Here is a 22,877-nt window from a genome sequence, read left to right as displayed (position 1 = left end):
TATCAAAATCAGCATTAAACGAAACCAAACACCTTTCGTCTGATTTATCGTAGACGAGTTAGTAAAAAAGTTTATCGGTAGTCTTCAGGAGAGTTGTTCTGCCGATAAACTTTGAATCAAACCTTATTTATCAAACGCGATGAAGTAAACATGTTGTTGACCACAAAAAAACTCTCTAAAGGGCAATTATCAACAACATGCGAGTTTCATCTGACATTAACAAAAAACTATTTACTGATGAAAACAAGAAAAATCGTTATGCTGACTATGCTTTTCACGGTATTAAGCATGGTAGTTGCGTTAGCTCAGGGCCAACGCGGTGGTAATGCCTCTCCCGAAGAGAGAGCTACGCGAATGACAGACAGGTTAAAAACCTCTCTAAAATTAACTGACGAACAAGTAACAAAAGTACATGCTGTCTATCTCCAAATGTCAAAAGACATGGCTGCAGCAAGAGAAAGTGGTGAAGATATGCGTACCAGCATGCAAACCATTATGGCAAAACAAGATGCTGAATTACAAAAAATATTGACTCCTGAACAGTACAAAACATATCAGGATGGCAGAAAGCAACAAATGCAAACCAGGTTCAATGGTTCGGAAGGTGGGAATCCTTCCAATTAAGTAGGTGTTATTTAAGGTGAAAGGTCGTTTCGTTGGTTCCGAAACGGCCTTTTTTTATTTTCCAGAGATAGGATTCTCATCCTTGTAATACACACTTTGCCGTAAAAACAGAAAACAATAACACCAAAACAGGATTTCTGATATAATATTTGCAAAAAATAATTTTTAGCTTTGTAGACAGAAACATTGTAACGAGTCACACTTCTTTCCTAATTTTTTCGTTATGCAACCAGTAGTATTAATCAGCGGAGCATCGTCGGGCATTGGTATGGAGACAGCCCATTTGCTGGCAGAAAATGGCTATATAGTGTACGGTGCAGCCCGAAGGGTGGAACGAATGGATGCCCTGAAGCCATACGGAGTAAAAACCATCAGCATGGATGTAGTGGACGACAAGTCGATGACGACGGCCATCAAACACATCATGGACAACGAAGGACGTCTTGACATTCTGATTAACAATGCCGGCTTCGGCTTTTACGGCGCCGTTGAAGACGTTTCTTTAGAGGATGCCCGCTACCAGATGGAGGTCAACGTATTTGGCGCCGCACGCCTCGCACAATTGGTTTTGCCGGGAATGCGTGACCGCCGATACGGAAAAATCATCAACATTTCGTCTATCGCGGGAAAAGTTGCGACACCTTTCGGCGGATGGTATCATGCCAGCAAATTTGCACTGGAAGGCCTGAGCGATAGTCTCCGCAACGAGGTTAAACCCTTTGGCATTGATGTCATATTGATTGAACCGGGTGGAATTAAAACCGAATGGGGTCCCATTGCTTTCGACAACCTTGAAAAAAGTTCTGACAAGTCGGCTTACAAAGCAGCCGTAATAAAATTTGCTACTGCCTTCAAAAAAACGACGGACAAGCATTCTGATCCTGATGTAATAGCCAAACTCATTTTAAAAGCTATAGAGGCAGAGCGCCCAAAAGCAAGATATAGCGCCGGTTATATGGCAAAAACCACGCTTCTAATGAGAATGTTACTTTGCGACAAAATGCTCGACTCTCTCTTTCTGAAAATGCTAAAATAAACAGACAGACGATGCCCGGTTTTCTCATTTATCAGGTTGACGCCTTTGCCGAAGAAATATTTCGTGGCAATATTTTTATTGATCTTTAAACCACATGAACCGACACATACGATCACAAATCTGGAGACAATTTCTGGTTCCGATATCCGCACTCATTTTAATCCTGATTGTCGGTATTCTGGGCTATATCTTCATTGAGGGATATACCCCGTTGAATGCGCTATACATGATGGTCATCACTTTTGCCACCATCGGATACGGGGAACCACAACCACTCGACGCCGAAGGGCGGGTTTTCACCATTCTTCTGATAATTGCAGGCTTTACTGCCGGGTTTTACGCCATTGGCAAACTGTCATCTTTCCTGCTGGAAGGCGAATTAGCAAAACTATTAAAAATCAAACGAATGAATACTGCACTTGAAAACATGAAGAACCACTACATCGTTTGTGGTTACGGCAAAACCGGCAAACGTGTTATGGAAGATTTGTTACGCACAGGCAAAAAAGTAGTTCTGATCGAAAGCAATCCCGAACGCAACGAAAAGCTCAAAGACTTTTACGACAAAAATCTGGTTCACATCATTGGCGACGCAACCAATGACGAGATTCTTATTCAGGCCGGGATCGAACGCGCCAAAATTTTGATTGCAGTATTAACCTCGGATGCCGAAAACCTCTTTGTAACACTCAGTGCAAAAGATCTTAACAAAGACATAAAGGTAATCACCCGTGTGGAAGATGCCAGTTCGGCTGCAAAATTCAGAAAAGCAGGTACCGACTTCATCATTTCTCAGATCGACCTGGCTTCCGACCGGATTGTCTCTTTAGCCACCTCCACCACCGACTTTTTCAGCTTTGTGGAACTAACCGACGGCAAGGAAGAGTTGCGCGACTATAAATTTCGTTTAGTAGAAATTCGCAGCGGGAGCGACCTTATCGGCAAAACCTATCGCGAAGCCAATATTCCTCAACGCACCAATCTTGTTGTTATTGGCTGTTATTCTGCCGATAGCGACCTTCAGGTTAATCCAAAGGCCGATGATGTAATCAGCCTGGGCGACCGGCTACTGGTCTTTGGCAAAGATGATGAAATAACACTGTTAAAGAAGATCGGCAAAGAACCAAAATAGCCTATGTGGGTAAAGAAAAGCGATAGAGAGCTGGAGGAAGAAGAACGGATTTTCAATCAAAAATCAAGGAAAAAGAGATGGAGAAACGGGCTCCAACTATTTCTTCTCTTTGTTCCAACCAGTCTCTTTTTATTCTCGTTAGCAGAACTTTTTATTCCATTTGATAAGACTCATCCATCAAAAAAAACGCTTACTCTCCACGAAGTTATAGGTCAATTGCCTGAAAACTTAACAATTGCGTGTGTTTTTGGCATTTTACTATCTATTCTTGAAACATGTTTTTGGTATAAATCAGAACATCCCAAATATAATTGTACCACAGAAAAATGCGATAAATGCTTTCAGGTTCGATCTATCCATCCGAGCAATCCATCATCCTGCAAATGCGGAGGCCACTTTTACCCGATTTATTATTACAAATGGATAGAGACAAAAAAGCACACTACTGAATCCAAGGCAGACTAAAACTGCCAATTCGGCTGTATCTTTACCGTGTCATCCGTTAGAATAACCCATGACTATTTTTCGATATTGATAACTTATATATCAATGAAAACGGTAGTCAAACACATTATCTCATTCATCCTGCCCATCACCGTACTTCTGATTGTACCACTTCTGATTGAGCAGCATTGGGTTATAAGAAACATGTTTTGCATGTTGACCGGCGGCATCATTCTATTTACCGGACTAACCCTGATGAGCGGAGCCATAATTGAATTTATCCGTTGGGGAAATGGAACTTTAGCTCCATGGTTTCCCACCCGCAAACTCATCACCACCGGACTATATGCTCACCTGCGCAACCCTATGATTACAGGAGTAGTCATTACCCTCATCGGGGAAGCTGTCTGCATACTCTCCTACTCCATTCTCATCTGGGCAATCGCGTTCTTCCTGATCAACGACATCTATTTTCTGATGTACGAAGAACCGAATCTGGAAAGGAAATTCGGCGAGGAATACCGGCAATACAAGCAAAAAGTACCACGCTGGATTCCCCGTTTCAAAAAGCATTTGACGTAAAACTATCGTCCGGAAACCCTAACATCTATTTACCATGGAGAATTTTGTCGTTTTCATTCTGTTGAGCCTCCCTATTTTGGCCATATCACGTAGAAGCCTGTTCAAAATACGAAGTCACGGATTTTATCGCTTTTTTGCATGGGAAAGCATGGCTTTTCTTCTGTCTATCAATTATCCATACTGGTTGTGCAATCCATTCGAAATATTGCAAATAATCTCATGGACACTGCTATTTGGAGCCATTTATCCTGCAGTAGCGGGAATTATCATGCTCAAAAAGAGAGGCAAACCACAGAAAAGCAGACAAGACGACTCGTACTACAAATTTGAAGAGACAACCGAACTGGTAGAAAGCGGCATTTATAAATACATCCGGCATCCTATGTATTGCTCTCTATTATTGCTAACATGGGGTATCTTTCTTAAGAATCCAGTTATCGACGCATTTTTAGCCTCACTTTCAGCTTCTGTATTTCTTTACCTGACTGCTATTTTTGACGAAAAAGAGTGTATTGCCTGCTTTGGAGAAAAATACCGGGACTACATGAAACGCACAAAACGTTTTATACCTTACTTATTTTAACCCATCTGTAAATGAAGTTCATCACCCGCACCGTATGGATTTTGTCGCTCATCAGTTTATTTACAGACACCGCCAGCGAGATGCTCTATCCCGTCATGCCAATTTACCTCAAAACGATTGGCTTTTCGGTGGTATTAATAGGCATTCTGGAAGGAGTGGCAGAGGCCACTGCCGGATTAAGCAAAGGCTATTTCGGTAAACTGTCGGACACAGCAGGGCGCCGGACTCCATTCGTGCAATTTGGATATGCTCTTAGTGCTATTTCCAAACCAATGCTGGCACTATTTATTTATCCGCTGTGGGTTTTCTTTGCACGCACGCTCGACCGTTTTGGTAAAGGAATACGAACCGGAGCCAGAGATGCGTTACTTTCCGAGCAAACAACAGTCGATTCTAAAGGCAAAATATTCGGTTTTCACCGATCAATGGACACTTTAGGTGCTGTTCTGGGTCCTTCGCTGGCACTTCTATATCTGTATTTTCATCCACAGGATTATAAAACCCTGTTCATCATTGCATTTATTCCCGGATTACTGGCTATTGCAGCATCCACACTGTTAAGAGAAAAACGACGAGACATACGACCTATCAACAATGCTCGCATTCACTTTTTCTCCTTTTTGAGCTACTGGAATGAAAGTCCGGCGCTCTATAGACGCGTAGTAATCGGCTTAATGTTGTTCACACTGTTCAACAGTTCTGATGTATTTCTGCTACTTAAAGCAAAACAATCAGGTCTGGACGACACGTGGGTAATTGGCATTTATATTTTCTACAACCTTATCTATGCTCTGTCTGCATTCCCCATGGGCATCTTAGCCGATCGCATCGGGCTGAAAACCATTTTCCTGAGCGGACTAGCACTGTTTGCCTGCGTCTACTTTGGTTTTGCCCTACAAGGTAATCTAATCTTATACAGCACCTTGTTTTTTCTCTACGGACTCTATGCCGCGGCAACAGAAGGTATTTCCAAAGCATGGATCACCAACATCACCGATTCTAAAGACACGGCTACTGCCATTGGCACCCTCACCGGACTGCAAAGTATCTGTTCTTTGTTGGCCAGTTCACTTACAGGACTTATTTGGTTTCATTTCGGAGCTGCGGTCGCATTTGCATCCAGTGCTACCGTCTCGATAATCGTAATCATTTACTTTTTATTGATTCCGCGACAAAATCAGCCCGCTTAATTTATATTTTTGTACATCCAAATTCACATTAAAAACATATGCAATACAACGGAAAAATAGTAATTGTTACCGGAGCAGCACAAGGTATTGGCACATGCCTTGCCGAAACCTATGCAAAAGAAGGCGCCACGGTGATAGCTGCCGATATCAACGCTCCACTCGGAAAGAAAACCGTTGACCGTATAAGCGCCAACGGCTACAACGCTATTTTTATTCGTACAGACGTAGCAAATCCTTCTGACATTGAACAACTAATAAAATCAACAGTTGAACAGTTCGGGCTAATTGATATTCTCATCAACAATACTGGCATTGGCTGCTGGAAGTCACCTTACGAACTGTCGGTTGAAGAATGGGATACTGTGATCAATACCAATCTCCGCAGCACTTTTCTATGTTCGCGTGAGGCTGCCAAAACGATGAAGCTACATAGAGGAGGGAGCATCGTGAATATTGCCTCCACACGGGCTTTTATGTCGGAGCCGAACAGCGAGGCTTACGCAGCCACCAAAGGCGGAATTGTTGCCCTGACACATGCACTTGCTGCTTCGTTTGCTCCGGATCATATTCAGGTCAATTGCATTAGTCCGGGCTGGATTGAAACCCGGGAATACGATCAATTACACGACATCGACCACACGCAACATTTTTCGCAGCGGGTTGGCAAACCCGAAGATATTGCCCGCGCCTGCCTGTTTCTGACCAACCCTGCCAATAATTTTATCAACGGCACCAACCTCACCATTGACGGAGGCATGACCAAAAAGATGATTTACGAACCCTAACTCTTAGGCGTCAATCAATCCAAATCGGGCAATATTTCTTACTTTTGCATCAAATTATTAGAAACAAAACACAAGCATGAGAACTAAATATTTTTTGACAGGATTTTTATTCCTGATTTTACTCTCTACAACATCAGTGTCAGCGCAAAACAATCAGAAATGGCAGCAATGGCAATGGCTTTTGGGCGAGTGGAAAGGTGAAGGCAACGGACAGCCGGGAGAAGGTGCAGGTGGCTTTTCTTTTGAATCCGAACTGAATGCCAACATTTTGATCCGGAAATCTTATGCTGCATTTCCGGCTACTGCCAACAAACCGGCTTTCAGGCACGACGACATCATGACCATCTACAACGAAGCAGAAGGACAACCACTGAAAGCCATTTACTTCGATAATGAAGGTCACACGATCCACTACACGGTAACTGTTGGTGAGAAAAAGATTGTCTTCACCAGTGAAAAAACGCCAAACATGCCGGTTTTCCGTCTGACCTATAGTCTGATTGACAATACAACAGTAAACGTTTGCTTTGAATTTTCGAAAGACGGAGAACACTTCACTCCTTACATTGAAGGTAAAAGCAAAAAAATAAAATAAATTACATCTTATCCACTCCATTATGATTCATTATTACTCCGAAAACATACCTCAACCCAAACTTCGCAAGCGTTTAATATCCGCCTGGATCAAAGAAGTTGCGCAGCTTCATGGCAAAACAACCGGAGAAATTTCTTACATTTTCTGCGACGACGAAAAGATTCTGGAGGTAAACCGTCAATACCTGCAACACGATTATTACACCGACATTATCACTTTCGACGACAACGAAGGAGACAAAATCAACGGGGATATTTTCATCAGCCTCGACACCGTTGCTGACAACGCAAAAGAATTTGATGTCACTTTCGAAAACGAACTACATCGGGTAATGATTCATGGAATTTTACACCTTTGCGGACAAGACGATCATTCGAAGGAAGAACGCGCTGAAATGATCCGCAAAGAAAACGAAGCGCTCAGTCTGTTTAGTTCAAAGTACGCTTTACTCAACGTATAAAGAGAAGTACTTACCCGACTGCAAAACACGCAAATACGAGCAACAAAGCATTAACAATTGCAAAAAAAGTATCAGTACCAGCTCTCTTTTTTGATTATCTTTGAATGATTAAACTGGAAGGGTCAGTCGTTTTTCCGACCCGAACACCAATTCATTACCAGAAAACGCATTGAGCAAGAAGGTTATCTCAATTACAACGAGTATGCCGTCTTTGTTCTGTTTCTCCAGATTAACCTAACAATCATCAATAATCAACCTTCCATGAAGAAAACAATTTACGTAGCGCTGGTACTTTTTGCGTTTATAACATCCTGCAAAGGGAATGACCCATCCCTGTCAAAACAGACCATTGCAGTTTCCACCTCATCTATTGCCCTAAACTACTCCTCGCAAACAAGTTCTGTAACGGTAAAAATGACCGGAACCAAATGGAATGCCACCTCCGATCAGTCGTGGTGCACGTTATCCGTAAATTCCAGTTCAAGTAAAGAAACCGACGTAACCATCAGCGTCTCGGGTAACAATTCGTTCACAGCCCGCAATGCAAAAATTATATTTACCTTAAACAACAACGACACTGTCTCGGTTAAGGTCTCCCAATCTGCACTTCCGTCCATTCCAGACTATAGTTCTCCGATAGCAGCAAGTTCTGTCGGCATGACTTCGGAGGCCAAAACACTGGCTCACAATATAACTATCGGCTGGAATCTTGGCAACACACTCGAAGTGCCCGGCAACGAAACCGGCTGGGGAAACCCATTAACCACGCAACAATTAATTGACGGCGTAAAAGCTGCCGGATTCAACGCTGTCCGAATTCCATGCGCATGGGACAGTTATGTGGAAGACACGATCTCTTATAAAATCAAAGCAACCTGGCTGGCTCGGGTCAAACAGGTTGTCGATTATTGTTATAAAAACAACATGTATGTCATTCTCAATATTCACTGGGACGGAGGCTGGCTCGAGAATCATCCGCTATATGCATATCAGGAAAAAGTGAATGCCAAACAAAAAGCTTACTGGCAGCAGATTGCGGCCTATTTCCGCGATTACGATGAGCACCTGCTATTTGCAGGAACCAATGAGGTTCACTTCGACTACAATGCACCTTCGGCAGAAAACATTGCCGTTCAGCTATCCTATAATCAAACTTTTGTAAATGCAGTTCGTTCCACCGGAGGAAAGAATGCTTACCGCACGTTGATTGTGCAGTCGTACAATACCAACATCAGCTATGCCATCAGTTATATGAAAATACCTGACGACAGTGCATCCAAAAGATTAATGGTGGAAGTGCATTGTTATGATCCGTGGGATTTTTGTGGAGATACGAGCAGTTCCGCGGTTAATCTTTGGGGTTCAAGCTATGCAGCATACGGGAAAATTTCCTCCTGGGGACAGGAAGATTACATAAAACAACAATTTTCCACGATAAAAACTAACTTTGTGGACAAAGGTTATCCTGTTATTCTCGGTGAATTTGGAGCAGTAAGACGTTCTTCACTTTCAGGCACAACACTGACAAATCATTTGGCATCAAGAGCCTATTATCTGGGATACGTGACGCAATATGCAAAAAATAACGGCATAGTACCTTTTTATTGGGATAACGGAGTAACAGGCAACAATGGGTTTGCCCTGATCAACCGGAGTAACGGTTCAGTTTTCGATAGTCAGGCACTGAATGCCATTGTAACCGGATCTTCGAACGGCGTTTATCCTTACTAAGAATTATCATGAAGTCATCTTGACTTTTTATTTTTGACCCCCATTAGCTTCGCTTATCTTCGATTCCCCAAAATAGGGGCTGTAACATTTGCAAAATGCACAACATTTACTCGTTTTAAGGACGAGTTCCTCCCCATTTAGGGGAGGTTAGGTCAGACGATAAATATCTGACTCCGACACGAAGTCGTCGTGAGAGGGGTCGATGAGTAAAAATAAACTATAAATTACAGAACCCAAAAAAGTCAAAACGACTTCTATACTAAGAAACGCAAATCACATAACACCCTAATCTTTAATCTTTATACCTACGAATCAATGAAAAACTTAAAGAACATCCTGATCCTAATGCTTCTTGTGGGTTTAACAGCCCCGTTGCAAGCGAAGGTTTTGTCGTACAAAAAAGACAGTGACGGCATTACCTGTACCCTCAACAAAGGTTTAATGAAAGTGAAGCTATGCTTCGATAACATGGTAGAGGTAAAATACACCACTTTACCGCTCTTTATCGAAAAACCATCGTTAGTAATCACCAACCCGTTCAAATCTGCTCCATCATTTGATGTGACCGAAAAAGCAGGTGAACTGGTTATTACCACTCCAAAATTGAAAATCTTGGTTGACAAGGCTTCTAACGCTGTCAAATATTTCGATTTATCAGGGAATGCAATTCTGGCAGAAGATGATTCTCAAAACAAAACCATGACACCCACGACCATAGCCGGTATCGACGTTTACAACTGTACATCTCAGTTTCAATCGCCGACCGACGAAGCGCTTTTCGGACTTGGATGTCATCCGGAAGATTCTCTCTCCATCAATTACAAAGGCCGTAATCAGGAACTTGCCATCCGCTATATGACAGGTGCCATTCCTGTTATGCTTTCCACCAAAGGATATGGTTTGTTCTGGGACAACTACTCTGCATCGAATTTCTACGGAGCAGAAGCCGGCAACACCAAATACAAATATGTTTCGGAAAGCGGCAATATGGTTGACTATTATTTCATTTACGGACCCGATTTTGATAATATCATTTCCACTTTCCGCAATGCTTCGGGCAATGCACCGATGTTCCCTAAATGGGCATTCGGACTGTTCCAGTCACAGGACCGGTATAAGAGTCAGGCCGAAATTCTTTCTGTAAAAGATGGTTACCGCAACAACAAGATTCCGGTCGACGTCATCGTACAGGACTGGTTCTACTGGGAACCCAACGTTATCGGATCGCACGTGATGTGGCCGGAGCGCTACCCAAATCCCAAGGCAATGGTTGACGAATTGCACAATTCCAATATCCACGCCATGATTTCAATCTGGCCGGTATTTTCGAAAGGTACCGAGCCATTCAACCAAATGAGTCATTCCGGAGGCATGACTGACATTCGATGGCTCAATGTAATGACCAACATTCTCGACTATTACTACGACGCTCACAGTCCACAGGCACGTGACCTCTACTGGAGACAAGCTTGTGACAGTTTGATAGGCCGCTTCGGCTGGGATGCCTGGTGGGTAGATCAGTGCGAACCCGACAACGGTAATATCGGAGTTGACAAATACATGGATTTAAGGCGCCAAAGCCACTTTGCAATCGGACGTGGCATCGACTATATGAATACCTTCTCACTGATGCACTCTACCGGATTATACGAACACTGGCGGAAAGAGATTGCCGACAAACGTGTTTTCTTATTGATTCGTCAGGCTTTTGCCGGACAACAACGCAACTCGGCAACGCTTTGGTCGTCAGACATTACCTGCACATGGAAAGCTTTCCGCAACCAGGTTCCTCAGGGAATCAACGCTTGTGCATCAGGTATTCCTTACTGGACGTCAGACATAGGCGGTTACCACCTCAACTGGCAATCGCCCGACTGGACGACACCTACCAACCAGGAACTTTTTACACGTTGGTTCCAGTTCGGCACTTTCAGTCCTATCTTCCGTATTCACGGCAAAGGCGAACGGGCCATCTTCTCAAAAAACTGGAGCGAAAACACACGTTCCGTACTGATGAAATATGATAATCTGCGCTACCGTCTGATGCCATACCTCTATTCTCTCTCGTGGAAAGTAACCAACGAAGGGTACACCATCATGCGTTCTCTCGGCTTCGACTTCCGCAACGATGATGCAGTAAAGAACATTCCTGACCAGTACATGTTCGGTCCGGCATTCCTTGTAAACCCCGTAACACAACAACTCTACAGTGCACCTGACAGTAAAAAGATCGCAAAAACGCGCAAGGTGTATCTGCCAAAATCGACCAACTGGTATGACTTCTGGACAGGCAAGCAAATTGAAGGGGGCAAAAGCATAGATGCAAAGGCAACTATCGAAACAATGCCGCTTTACATCAAAGCCGGATCAATTGTGCCGATGGGTCCGTACCTCCAGTATGCAAACGAAAAGCCTGCCGATCCGATCGAACTGCGGGTTTACGCGGGCGCAGATGCCGATTTCGTTATTTATGAAGACGAAAATGACAATTACAACTACGAAAAAGGCAAATTTGCAACTATTCCACTTCACTGGAACGAAGCTGCAAAAACGCTGACTATCGGTAACCGTCAGGGCGAATTTACCGGAATGGTAAAAGACCGTACGTTCCGTGTTGTGTTTGTCAATGCTAAAAACGGAATTGGTATTGAACCTGCAAAAACAGCAAAAACGGTTCAGTACAACGGAGCCGAAATATCCGTAAAGAACTTATAAGAAACACCAGTAACCGGTAGCCTGATTCAAAAACAGGCTACTGGTTATCTGATTTGATACTACCTTGTCTATCAACAAATCAATATTGTTCAAGGTCGAACGGATTAAAGCACATTCAAAATATTGATAGCCAACTCATTAACCAACAAACACCTTTTTTATTCCGTCAACACATCGATTTAATAAATTATCCTGTAAATTTGAGTCTGAGAAGAACGGATGTCCAGTTTTTCACCGAACCGGATAACATTCTCACAAACAAACATTTTACACAATTATAATTCTATAGTATGAACAGAATTGTTAGTTTTTTCTCGGCCGCATTGATACTGACGCTACTGTCGTGCAATGTTGTAAAAAATCCTCGCTTGACGGATAATTTCAATGACGGATGGAAATTTCATTTGGGTGACACTGTCAACCCTCAATCTACGGAATTTAATGATCAGTCATGGCGAATGCTCACACTTCCACACGACTGGAGCATTGAAGGTTCATTCGACAAAAACAGCAAAGCTGAATATGGCGGCGGCTACCTGAACGGAGGTATCGGGTGGTATCGCAAAACATTCATACTTGACAAAAACATCTATCAAGGCAAAGATATTTTTATCGATTTTGACGGGGTATATTGCAACAGCGAAGTTTGGATAAACGGCCATTACCTTGGCAAACGTCCCAACGGCTATATCTCATTTCAGTACGAACTTACCAAATACCTAAAACTGGGCAAACGCAACGTGATTGCCGTCAGGGTTGACAACTCGCATCAACCCAATTCGCGTTGGTACTCCGGCTCTGGCATTTACCGCAATGTTTGGCTGAATGCGGTTTCTCCCGCCCATTTCAAACAATGGGGTATCGGCATCACTACTCCGAAAGTAACTCCCCAAAAAGCCACTATTAAAACGGAATTTCAGGTCTCATTGCCCGAGGCCGACAGCAGCGCAGTTACCATTGAGGCAAAACTGTACGATACCGAAGGCAAACTGGTTGCACAAAACGGCAAGGTTGACTCAAAAGACAAAAAATACAACACGACACTCGAACTGATCGCGCCTCATCTTTGGAGCACAGAAGACCCCTATCTCTACAAACTTGTTTCTCAACTATATGTCAACAAAAAACTATCTGATCAGGTAACAAGCCTGGTGGGCGTTCGTTCATTCAATTTCGATGCAGACAATGGTTTTTCGCTCAACGGGAAACCTCTTAAAATTGTAGGCGTATGTAATCACCACGACTTAGGTTGTCTTGGTACGGCGGTCAACAAAAGAGCCATCGAACGTCAGTTGGAAATTCTCAAAGCAATGGGCTGCAACGGCATCCGCACATCGCACAATCCTCCGGCTCCCGAATTACTCGACCTTTGCGACAAAATGGGTTTTGTAGTGATGGACGAGGCTTTCGACATGTGGGAAAAGAGCAAAACCACTTTCGACTATTCGCACGAATTCAAGAAATGGCATAAGCGCGACCTGCAGGATCAGATACTCCGCGACCGAAATCATCCCAGCGTGGTAGTGTGGAGTGTGGGCAACGAGATTCCCGAACAAGCACCCGATTCACTCAATTCAGGAGCTCGTATCATGAAAGATTTGTGTTCTATTGTCCGTAGCCTTGATACGACCCGCCCAATCGTCACTGCAAACAACAACCCAAATCCGAAAAATGCCATCATCAATAGTGGTGCAACCGATCTGATCGGCATCAATTACCACATCGAGAACTGGTTGAAGTTCAAACAGGATTATCCGGGCAAAAAATTGATTGTTACTGAATCGACCTCATCATTACAAACCCGCGGTTGGTATCAAATGCCATCCGATAGCATCGCTCGCATACCTAAACGTTGGGACATTCCCTACTCGACGCCTCATCATTTCTGCTCGGCTTACGACAATTGCTCGGCTCCCTGGGGATCGACTCACGAAGAGACATGGAAAGTCGTGAAGGCTAATCCGTATGTTTCGGGCATGTTTGTCTGGACCGGCTTCGACTATATCGGGGAACCGACTCCTTACACATGGCCTTCGCGCAGTTCTTATTTTGGCATTGTCGATTTGGCGGGCTTCCCGAAAGACGTTTATTACATGTATCAAAGTGAATGTACCAAAACACAGGTACTGCATATTTTCCCTCACTGGAACTGGAAACCCGGACAAAACGTGGATATTTGGGCCTATTACAACAATGCTGACGAAGTGGAACTATTCCTCAACGGCCGTTCATTGGGACGCCAGCACAAAGTGGGCGATCAGTTACACGTTATGTGGAAAGTGCCGTTCGAAGCAGGAACGCTGCGTGCTGTTTCCTACAAAAACGGGAAACAGGTATTCGCAACTGAAGAAAAGACTGCCGGAGCTCCTAATCGAATCCGACTGACAGCCGACCGTCGCAAAATTGCCGCCGATGGCAGCGATCTTTCCTTTGTAACCATAGACATCGTGGATAAAGACGGAACCATTGTGCCCGATGCCGAAAATTTGGTGCAATTCAAAGTAGAAGGCCCGGGTAAAATCGCAGGAGTGGATAACGGCAGTCCAATCAGCATGGAGTCGTTCAAAGCCGATCATCGCAAGGCATTCAACGGCAAGGCTCTTTGCGTCATCCAATCGAAAAAGCGAAGCGGCATTATCCGTTTGACGGCAACATCGGCAGGATTGGCAACGGGAATCGTGGAAATAAGCAGCAAGTAAAGACATCATTTATCAACAACTCTCATACAATCAAACAAAAATGCAATTCGGACATTTCGACGACAACCGACGTGAATACGTCATTACCGACCCACGCACACCGTGGCCATGGATCAACTATTTAGGCAACGAGGATTTTTTTAGCCTGGTTTCAAATACAGGCGGTGGTTATTCGTTCTACAAGGATGCCAAGTTCCGCCGTATCACCCGTTATCGCTACAACAACGTGCCGATGGATAGCGGTGGCAAGTATTTCTACATCAACGACGGCGAATCTATCTGGAGTCCAGGTTGGAAGCCCTGCAAAACTCCTCTCGACAGCTACGAATGTCGCCACGGGATGAATTATACCACCATCAAAGGCGTAAAAAACGGTGTGGAAGCCGAAGTGCTCTACTTTGTACCCCTGAAAACCTGGGCCGAAGTTCAAAAACTGACGCTGCGCAATACCACTTCGGAAGCAAAGACATTGAAAGTATTCTCCTTCGTTGAATGGTGTCTGTGGAACGCGGCTACCGATATGGAAAATTTCCAGCGTAATTTTTCCACCGGCGAAGTAGAAATAGAAGACTCTGTGATTTATCACAAAACCGAATACAAAGAGCGTCGCAATCATTATGCTTATTACGCTGCTAATGTAGCTCTGGACGGCTTCGAAACCGATCGTGAAACCTTCTTCGGGCTGTACAACGGATTCGACGAACCGCAGACTGTGCTCGAAGGAGCTCCGCGCAACTCGGTGGCACATGGCTGGTCTCCCATTGCCTCGCACTACATTGAAGTAACTTTGCAACCCGGCGAGTCGAAAGATTTTGTATTTGTGCTGGGCTATGTCGAAAATGCCGACGATGAAAAATGGGAAAGCAAAAACATCATCAACAAAACCAAAGCCAAAGCAACTATTGCCCGTTTTGACACGGCAGAAAAAGTGGATGCAGCACTGGCCGAACTGCGTGCTTACTGGGATAACCTGCTGAATGTATTCAGTGTGAAAACCGGAGAAGAAAAGCTCGACCGCATGGTGAACATCTGGAATCAGTACCAATGTATGATTACTTTCTGTTTCTCGCGTTCGGCATCGTTCTTCGAAAGTGGTATCGGTCGCGGCATGGGTTTCCGCGATTCCAATCAGGATTTGATTGGTTTCGTACACCAAATTCCCGAACGCGCCCGCGAACGCATCATCGACATTGCTTCCACGCAATTCCCCGATGGCGGCTGCTACCATCAGTACCAGCCATTGACTAAAAAAGGGAACAACGAAATTGGTCAGGGTTTTAACGATGACCCGATGTGGCTCATCCTTGGAACTACTGCTTATATCAAAGAATCGGGTGATTTTTCCATTCTGGACGAACCCGTTCCGTTCGACAATGTGCCGGGCTCTGAGGTTTCGCTGTTTGAGCACCTCATCGTGTCGTTCGACCATGTAATCAACAACCTCGGACCTCATGGATTGCCATTGATCGGCCGTGCCGACTGGAACGACTGTCTGAACCTCAACTGTTTTTCCAACGATCCGAACGAAAGCTTCCAGACTACAGAAAATAAAACCGAAGGTTCCAAAGCTGAAAGTTTGATGATTGCCGGACTGTTTGTTATTTACGGCAACGATTATGTGGAGTTGTGCAAGAAATTAGGCAAAAACGAAGAAGCCGAGCGTGCACAGAAGCATGTGGATGCGATGATTGAAGCTGTGAAACAATACGGTTGGGACGGCGAATGGTTCCTGCGAGCTTACGACTATTTCGGCAACAAAATCGGCTCAAACGAAAATGAAGAGGGGAAAATCTTTATTGAATCCAACGGTTGGTGTACAATGGCCGGTATCGGTCTCGAAGAAGGCCTGGTAACCAAAGCTCTCGACTCGGTAAAAGAACGCCTTGACTGCGAACACGGCATTGTGCTCAACAATCCCGCATTTACAAAATACTACATCGAATACGGTGAAATATCCAGTTATCCTCCTGGCTATAAGGAAAACGCAGGTATCTTCTGCCACAACAATCCATGGATTATCATTGGCGAAACGGTGCAAGGGCGTGGCGACCGTGCGTGGGAATACTTCCGCAAAATCTGTCCGTCGTACACCGAGCATATCAGTGACCTGCACAAGGTAGAACCTTACGTGTATGCGCAGATGATTGCCGGTAAAGATGCCTTCAAGCCCGGCGAAGCCAAAAACTCATGGCTTACAGGTACGGCAGCATGGAACTTTTACGCCATTTCGCAATATATTCTCGGTATTCAGCCTACTTATGACGGCCTGCGCATCGATCCGTGTATCCCTGCCGATTGGAAAGAATACACCGTTACCCGCCAGTTCCGCGGTGCAACCTACGAAATTTCGGTAAAAAATCCGAATGGTAATATGAAAGGGGTGAAATCGGTTGTTGTCGACGGGAAAGCCGTTTCTGGAAATATTATTCCAGAGATGCCGGCAGGCAAAATCTGTCGGGTAGAAGTAACGCTATAATGCTATTTTCTGGTTTCTCTTAATGAGAAACCAGAAAAACCGTGAATTCAACAGAAGATCAGCAAAGCCGCTCAAATTTTAGATGAAACTCAGAATACCGTGCGGAAGGCCAATGTCCGCGTGGCATATTGTAAGCAAAGTTGTTTTTCTATTGATATGTTTGCTTTATGGATAACCAACATTGCTCAATGTAATGTGCATTTATCTTTCTGTAGAACAACATCTAGTCACAAATTCATTGAAAACCAACCACATTTATTTTCTTTCAACACCTCTTGTAGAGTATTAATAGAGGGGTTTCATTTCTGTTGATAGATATATTCTGATATTTTTGTACACGATTTTCAGCAAGAGTCTGCAAACAGAGCCAATGAAACTAATTCAGAAAACACAAAACAAATGAGACACAAAAATTTACTACTCAGTGCCGGCATTTTTATCTTCGGAGCAATATCATTGAGTTTTATTCCTGTCAAAGAGGCTTCGCCTTACGAAGCTCAAATTTCGAAAATAATGTCGAAGATGACATTGGAACAAAAAGTGGGGCAAATGGCTCAATTCAGTGTTGACGCCGTATTGAAAAGCAAAATACCGGGAGTTCCCGATTTTCCGGTCGAAGTGGATGTAGACAAAGCAACACACCTTCTGGGAGACCTGAAAGCCGGTTCGTTACTGAATACACCGGCCGGCATTGCCCAAAACACTGCCACATGGGATAAACTGAACAATCAATTGCAAGAAATTGCATTAAAATCCAATGGCATTCCTATGATTTTCGGCGTTGATGCCATTCACGGAGCCAACTATACGGAAGGCTCGGTACTGTTTCCGCAGGAAATCGCCATGGCTGCCACATTCAACCGTCAGTTGGTATACGAAGGAGCAAAAGTGAGCGCTTACGAAGTCCGTGCCAGCATCACTCCCTGGAACTTCTCGCCGGTACTCGATATGGGACGCAATCCCAACTGGTCGCGTATTTGGGAGACCTACGGGGAAGATCCTTTTCTCACTTCCGAACTTGGTGTTGCCTGCATAAAAGGCTATCAGGGCAACGACCCTAATCGTGTTGGAATGTACAATGTGGCTGCCTGTTTGAAGCATTTCATGGGCTACGGTGTACCGACAAGCGGTCAGGATCGTACTCCCGCCATGATTCCGGAAAACGAACTGCGCGAACGCCATCTTAAACCGTATGCTGCTACCGTTAAAGCCGGGGCATTATCGGTGATGGTAAATTCTGCCATCATCAACGGCGAACCGGTTCATGCCAGCCACCACATTCTCACCGATATTCTGAAAAATGAACTAAAATTCGATGGCGTGGTGGTAACCGACTGGCAGGACATCAACAACCTCTACAAACGCGACCGGATCGCCTCCAGCGACAAAGAAGCAATTATGATTTCCATCAATGCCGGCGTGGATATGGCAATGATTCCGTACGACGAAAATTATTGCAAAGATTTAGTAGCGCTGGTGAAAGAAAACAAAGTTTCGATGAGCCGCATCGATGATGCCGTTCGCCGCATTCTTCGCATGAAATACCGCTTAGGTCTGTTCAATAAACCCACCTGGAAAAGCACTGACTATACAAATTTCGGATCAGCTCAAAGTCAGCAACTGGCCAAATCGGCTGCTGACGAAGCTATTACTTTACTAAAGAACAAAAACTATTTGTTGCCACTGCAGAAGGCTTACCGCATTCTGGTGACGGGACCAAATGCAAACACAAAGCGCGGATTGAACGGTGGTTGGAGCCGCAACTGGCAGGGAGATAAAACGCCGGAACATGAGAAAGCCGGAGCTACCATTCTGGAGGCATTGCAACAAAAAGCCGGTAAAGATCACGTAGTATACGAACCGGGCGTAACCTACAATGAAAAAGGCAAATACTACGACGAAAATAGTCCTGAAATAGACAAGGCAGTTGCCGCTACCAAAGGTTGCGATGTTATCGTGGCATGTATCGGTGAAAACTCTTACTGCGAAACACCGGGTAATCTCACCTCTCTGGAGATGTCGAAAAATCAGCAAGCTCTTGTTAGCGAACTTGCCAAAACCGGTAAACCCATCGTTTTGGTACTCAACGAAGGTCGCCCGCGAGTATTTTCCGATATCGAACCACTTGCAAATGCAGTTGTTCACACCTATCTACCCGGCAGCTACGGTAGCCTTTCACTGGCCGATATTCTGTATGGCGATGTGAATCCTTCGGGAAAACTGCCCTACACTTATCCGAAATATACCAATCTATTGACTAATTACGACTATAAACCGTCGGAAAACCGTGAAGTAATGGAAGGAGCCTATAACTACGATGCCAACAATGCCGTACAATATCCGTTCGGCTTTGGGTTGAGTTATACCTCTTTTGAATATGCAAACCTGAAAGTCAACAAAACACACTTCAATGCAAACGATGAACTTGAATTCACTGTTAATGTGAAAAATACAGGTAAAATAGCCGGTAAAGAGGCAGTATTGTTATTTGTTTCTGACGATGTAGCATCGCTTACACCCGACAACAAACGTCTGCGCGCATTCGAAAAAGTCAGTCTGCTTGCGGGAGAAACAAAAACGATCACGCTGAAGGTACCTGCATCCGAACTTGCTTTTGTCGGCCTCGACAACAAATGGCGTTTAGAAGCCGGAAGTTTCACCGTTCGTTGCGGAAATCAGAAGTTATCCGTCATCGCCGATGAAACAAAGGTTTGGGACAGCTACTTAAAATAACAGACACACAACCGTTACAGTTTAACAACAAAAATATTCAACTTCAAATTCTCATATTAATTCATGAAACGTCCATGACAAAATCTATTGCTTTTTACACACAAAGGAATGATCATATTTTGTCATGAAGTTCTATCTGACCTTTAAAAACAAATTAGAACCAGATGAAATCTATTCTCGTCACAATTGCACTCGGAGCCTCTCTGATGGTTTCTGCGCAACAAAAAACACCTGCTTACCTTGATGTTACCAAACCAATCGAAGAACGGGTAGAAAACGCTCTTTCGCTGATGACTACCGAAGAAAAGGTAGCATTGTGTCATGCTCAATCCAAGTTCAGTTCTAAAGGAGTTCCCCGTCTGGGTATTCCCGAAGTATGGACCGATGACGGACCTCACGGCATTCGCGAAGAAGTTTTCTGGGATGAATGGGATGGAGCACACTGGACCAACGACTCCTGTACTGCGTTCCCGGCACTTACCTGTTTGGCCGCCACATTCAATCCTCATCTTTCTTTGCTTTATGGCAAATCAATTGGAGAAGAAGCTCGCTACCGGAATAAAACCGTTTTACTTGGCCCCGGCGTGAATATCTATCGCACCCCGTTAAACGGCAGAAATTTCGAATACATGGGAGAAGATCCTTATCTATCATCACGCATGGTTGTACCTTATATTCAGGGTGTACAGTCCATCGGAGTCGCTGCCTGTGTAAAACACTTTGCGCTGAACAATCAGGAAGAATGGCGCGGACATATCAATGTAAATGTAAGCGACCGTGCTTTGTACGAAATTTATCTTCCGGCATTTAAAGCTGCCGTACAGGAAGGTAAAGCATGGTCGATTATGGGCTCCTATAACCAGTTCAGGGGTGAACACTGCTGTCACAACGACCTGCTTTTGAACAAGATTCTGAAACAGGACTGGAAATTTGACGGTGTAGTAATCAGCGACTGGGGCGGAACACACAATACCGATCAGGCCGTCAAAAACGACCTTGACATTGAAATGGGAACTTATACCAATGGCTTAACTACACAAGGAAAGTTCTCCTATTCTTCTTATTACTTAGCAGATTCCTTCCTGAAAGGAATTAAAGATGGCAAATACGACATGGCTTTGCTCAACGATAAAGCCCGTCGGATCCTTCGATTAGTCTTCCGTACCACCATGAGCGAAAACCGTCCTTTCGGTCGTTTCGTTTCACCGGAACACAGCGAAGCCGGACGTAAAATTGCAGAAGAAGGTATTGTTCTATTAAAAAACGACAAACAATTTTTCCCTCTGACAGGCAAATACAATAAAATTGCCATTATTGGTGAAAATGCAACACGCAGCCTTGTGATTGGAGGCGGTTCTTCCTCCCTGAAAGTATCCTACGAAGTATCACCGTTAGCCGGTTTAACCGCTGCATATGGTAAAGATCACGTTGTTTACAGCATGGGATATGCTTCCGGTCCGTCAATGTATGGTCGGGAAATGAAATCGAAGCTGAATGCAGACTCTTTAGTTGCGGCTGCTGTCGAAGTTGCAAAAAATGCAGATGTTGTACTTTTCATCGGAGGACTCAACAAAAACCATTTTCAGGATTGTGAAGGAGGTGACCGCAAATCGTTAGATCTGCCTTTCGGTCAGGACAAACTTATCGACGCGTTAGTAAAAGCCAACAAAAACACGGCCGTGGTACTGCTGAGCGGAAATGCAGTGGCAATGCCATGGGTTGATAAAGTTCCTGCAATTATGCAAGGATGGTATCTGGGTTCCGAAGCCGGAAACGCTTTGGCAAATGTCATCTCCGGAAAGGTAAATCCATCGGGTAAATTGCCATTCTCTTTCCCGAAAAAACTGGAAGATAATGCAGCTCACTCTTTCGGCAAGCTCTCCTACCCCGGCGACAGCATCAACGAACTTTACAAGGAAGACATTCTGGTGGGCTACCGTTGGTTTGACACGAAAAACATTGCATCTTTATTTCCCTTCGGTTATGGCTTGAGTTATACCTCTTTTGCGTATTCAAAACCCACTGCTGATAAAGCAGAAGTAACACAGGACGGTACGATCAAAGTAAGCTTTACACTGACAAACAACGGTAAAGTTGACGGTGCAGAAACCGCTCAGTTATATGTAAGCAAGCCTAAATCGACAGTGACTCGTGCTTCTAAGGAGTTGAAAGCATTCCAGAAAGTATTCCTCAAAGCGGGCGAAAGCCAGACGGTGACGATGGAAGTTCTGGTTAGCAGTTTTGCTTTTTATGACGAAGCTCAACACGGATGGAATGTCGAAAAAGGAGCTTACCAATTATTGGTAGGCTGCTCGTCGCGCGACATAAAAGGGAAAATAGACGTGAAAGTACAGTAATTCATAGCTGCTTCTATAACGCTTTCTAAAATGCCGTCAATCCAATTGACGGCATTTTTAATTTTCAGTCACTTGTGTAATATTGATTACAGTTTTATGGTCATTTCCGGTAGTATCTTTGTCATATCAAATAACAATAAACTGTATCAATCATAAAATAATAACACAATGAATACCCCTTTTGAAAAAGCCGTTGTTTTTCCGTTGGAAAACTCTGTGGAATATACTGCAGGCGGCGTTGTAAGCAAACAGATCATTAAAAGTGCTGCAGGCAATGTCACTCTCTTTTCGTTCGACAAAGGACAGGGCCTCACCGAACATACCGCTCCTTTTGATGCAATTGTTCAAGTTCTTGATGGAGAAGTAGAAATCAGTATCGATGGTAATCCTCATCGGGTCAAAAAAGGCGAGTGCATCATCATGCCTGCCAATCACCCTCATGCATTGACAGCTGTGGAAGCGTTCAAAATGCTGCTAACAATGATCAAAGGATAATTTTCGAAGCAACTAATGCAAGCGCCGGGAGATAATTCTCTCCGGCGCTTTTTTGTTGATTAAAGTGAAGATACACCAATGTAAAACCCTCTGATATTTATATTTTTAGGCATATTTTTTTATTTCATCAAAATGTATGTTTTTTCACATAACTAATTTGAAAACCAAAATATTATTTTCATCTTTGTATAAGATAGAATAATTCAAAATATCCGCACAAGAAGCTAAATATCAACCTTC

General features: G+C 44.0%; 16 protein-coding genes. All 16 read left to right on the top strand.

Translation table 11 applies throughout. The features are described from left to right. Nucleotides 1–237: 237 nt before the first annotated feature. The 16 genes from F8N35_RS03780 to F8N35_RS03705 all read left to right on the top strand — a co-directional run bounded on the left by F8N35_RS03780 (nt 238) and on the right by F8N35_RS03705 (nt 22,637). The gene (locus tag F8N35_RS03780) at nt 238–624 is read left to right on the top strand and encodes a hypothetical protein (RefSeq protein ID WP_293050018.1); all 387 of its coding nucleotides are present in this window, start codon (nt 238–240) and stop codon (nt 622–624) included. A gap of 223 nt (nt 625–847) precedes the next feature. Beyond that, nucleotides 848–1,660: an oxidoreductase gene (locus F8N35_RS03775; RefSeq protein WP_293050017.1), complete on the top strand. Its 813-nt coding sequence runs from the start codon at nt 848–850 to the stop codon at nt 1,658–1,660. A gap of 94 nt (nt 1,661–1,754) precedes the next feature. Further along, nucleotides 1,755–2,792 carry a potassium channel protein gene (locus F8N35_RS03770; protein WP_293050016.1) on the top strand — a complete coding sequence of 346 codons (1,038 nt, stop codon included), beginning with the start codon at nt 1,755–1,757 and terminating at the stop codon, nt 2,790–2,792. 549 nt (nt 2,793–3,341) lie between these two features. Next, the gene (locus tag F8N35_RS03765) at nt 3,342–3,818 is read left to right on the top strand and encodes an isoprenylcysteine carboxylmethyltransferase family protein (protein WP_293050015.1); all 477 of its coding nucleotides are present in this window, start codon (nt 3,342–3,344) and stop codon (nt 3,816–3,818) included. 34 nt (nt 3,819–3,852) lie between these two features. Next, on the top strand, nt 3,853–4,401 hold the full coding sequence (locus tag F8N35_RS03760; RefSeq protein ID WP_293050014.1) for an isoprenylcysteine carboxylmethyltransferase family protein: 549 nt from the start codon (nt 3,853–3,855) through the stop codon (nt 4,399–4,401). Between the two features lie 11 nt (nt 4,402–4,412). Beyond that, nucleotides 4,413–5,591, top strand: coding sequence for an MFS transporter (locus tag F8N35_RS03755; protein ID WP_293050013.1), 1,179 nt, complete (start codon nt 4,413–4,415; stop codon nt 5,589–5,591). Nucleotides 5,592–5,629: 38 nt separating this feature from the next. Further along, nucleotides 5,630–6,376 (top strand): glucose 1-dehydrogenase, encoded by a 747-nt coding sequence (locus F8N35_RS03750; protein ID WP_293050012.1) that lies wholly within the window; start codon nt 5,630–5,632, stop codon nt 6,374–6,376. 76 nt (nt 6,377–6,452) lie between these two features. Further along, the gene (locus tag F8N35_RS03745) at nt 6,453–6,971 is read left to right on the top strand and encodes a hypothetical protein (protein WP_293050011.1); all 519 of its coding nucleotides are present in this window, start codon (nt 6,453–6,455) and stop codon (nt 6,969–6,971) included. Between the two features lie 22 nt (nt 6,972–6,993). Then, complete coding sequence (gene ybeY, locus F8N35_RS03740; RefSeq protein ID WP_293050010.1) at nt 6,994–7,431, top strand: rRNA maturation RNase YbeY; 438 nt, start codon at nt 6,994–6,996, stop codon at nt 7,429–7,431. A 261-nt stretch (nt 7,432–7,692) separates the two neighbouring features. Next, on the top strand, nt 7,693–9,162 hold the full coding sequence (locus tag F8N35_RS03735) for a cellulase family glycosylhydrolase (RefSeq protein ID WP_293050009.1): 1,470 nt from the start codon (nt 7,693–7,695) through the stop codon (nt 9,160–9,162). Between the two features lie 315 nt (nt 9,163–9,477). Then, a complete protein-coding gene (locus tag F8N35_RS03730) occupies nt 9,478–11,877 on the top strand; it encodes a TIM-barrel domain-containing protein (protein ID WP_293050008.1) in 2,400 nt (799 codons plus the stop codon). Between the two features lie 290 nt (nt 11,878–12,167). Continuing rightward, nucleotides 12,168–14,576: a glycoside hydrolase family 2 TIM barrel-domain containing protein gene (locus F8N35_RS03725; protein WP_293050007.1), complete on the top strand. Its 2,409-nt coding sequence runs from the start codon at nt 12,168–12,170 to the stop codon at nt 14,574–14,576. A 40-nt stretch (nt 14,577–14,616) separates the two neighbouring features. Then, entirely contained in the window at nt 14,617–17,052 is a 2,436-nt protein-coding gene (locus F8N35_RS03720; RefSeq protein ID WP_293050006.1) for a glycosyl transferase, read from the top strand. A 399-nt stretch (nt 17,053–17,451) separates the two neighbouring features. Next, nucleotides 17,452–19,785 carry a glycoside hydrolase family 3 N-terminal domain-containing protein gene (locus F8N35_RS03715; RefSeq protein ID WP_293050005.1) on the top strand — a complete coding sequence of 778 codons (2,334 nt, stop codon included), beginning with the start codon at nt 17,452–17,454 and terminating at the stop codon, nt 19,783–19,785. A gap of 164 nt (nt 19,786–19,949) precedes the next feature. Beyond that, complete coding sequence (locus F8N35_RS03710; RefSeq protein ID WP_293050004.1) at nt 19,950–22,142, top strand: glycoside hydrolase family 3 C-terminal domain-containing protein; 2,193 nt, start codon at nt 19,950–19,952, stop codon at nt 22,140–22,142. Between the two features lie 168 nt (nt 22,143–22,310). After that, entirely contained in the window at nt 22,311–22,637 is a 327-nt protein-coding gene (locus tag F8N35_RS03705; protein ID WP_293050003.1) for a cupin domain-containing protein, read from the top strand. Nucleotides 22,638–22,877 lie beyond the last annotated feature (240 nt).

Source organism: Paludibacter sp., from assembly GCF_009712605.1.
Classification (GTDB): Bacteria; Bacteroidota; Bacteroidia; order Bacteroidales; family Paludibacteraceae; genus Microbacter.
Note: the sequence above shows the minus strand (reverse complement) of the source record. Positions and strands in the feature narration are given on the sequence as shown.

Bases quoted from the DNA above. Each gene is read 5' to 3' on its own strand.
- F8N35_RS03750 (WP_293050012.1), top strand. From the start codon at position 5,630: ATGCAATACAACGGAAAAATAGTAATTGTTACCGGAGCAGCACAAGGT.
- F8N35_RS03725 (WP_293050007.1), top strand. From the start codon at position 12,168: ATGAACAGAATTGTTAGTTTTTTCTCGGCCGCATTGATACTGACGCTA.
- F8N35_RS03705 (WP_293050003.1), top strand. From the start codon at position 22,311: ATGAATACCCCTTTTGAAAAAGCCGTTGTTTTTCCGTTGGAAAACTCT.
- ybeY (WP_293050010.1), top strand. From the start codon at position 6,994: ATGATTCATTATTACTCCGAAAACATACCTCAACCCAAACTTCGCAAG.
- F8N35_RS03765 (WP_293050015.1), top strand. From the start codon at position 3,342: ATGAAAACGGTAGTCAAACACATTATCTCATTCATCCTGCCCATCACC.
- F8N35_RS03735 (WP_293050009.1), top strand. From the start codon at position 7,693: ATGAAGAAAACAATTTACGTAGCGCTGGTACTTTTTGCGTTTATAACA.
- F8N35_RS03755 (WP_293050013.1), top strand. From the start codon at position 4,413: ATGAAGTTCATCACCCGCACCGTATGGATTTTGTCGCTCATCAGTTTA.
- F8N35_RS03730 (WP_293050008.1), top strand. From the start codon at position 9,478: ATGAAAAACTTAAAGAACATCCTGATCCTAATGCTTCTTGTGGGTTTA.
- F8N35_RS03720 (WP_293050006.1), top strand. From the start codon at position 14,617: ATGCAATTCGGACATTTCGACGACAACCGACGTGAATACGTCATTACC.
- F8N35_RS03745 (WP_293050011.1), top strand. From the start codon at position 6,453: ATGAGAACTAAATATTTTTTGACAGGATTTTTATTCCTGATTTTACTC.
- F8N35_RS03775 (WP_293050017.1), top strand. From the start codon at position 848: ATGCAACCAGTAGTATTAATCAGCGGAGCATCGTCGGGCATTGGTATG.
- F8N35_RS03710 (WP_293050004.1), top strand. From the start codon at position 19,950: ATGAAATCTATTCTCGTCACAATTGCACTCGGAGCCTCTCTGATGGTT.
- F8N35_RS03760 (WP_293050014.1), top strand. From the start codon at position 3,853: ATGGAGAATTTTGTCGTTTTCATTCTGTTGAGCCTCCCTATTTTGGCC.
- F8N35_RS03715 (WP_293050005.1), top strand. From the start codon at position 17,452: ATGAGACACAAAAATTTACTACTCAGTGCCGGCATTTTTATCTTCGGA.
- F8N35_RS03780 (WP_293050018.1), top strand. From the start codon at position 238: ATGAAAACAAGAAAAATCGTTATGCTGACTATGCTTTTCACGGTATTA.
- F8N35_RS03770 (WP_293050016.1), top strand. From the start codon at position 1,755: ATGAACCGACACATACGATCACAAATCTGGAGACAATTTCTGGTTCCG.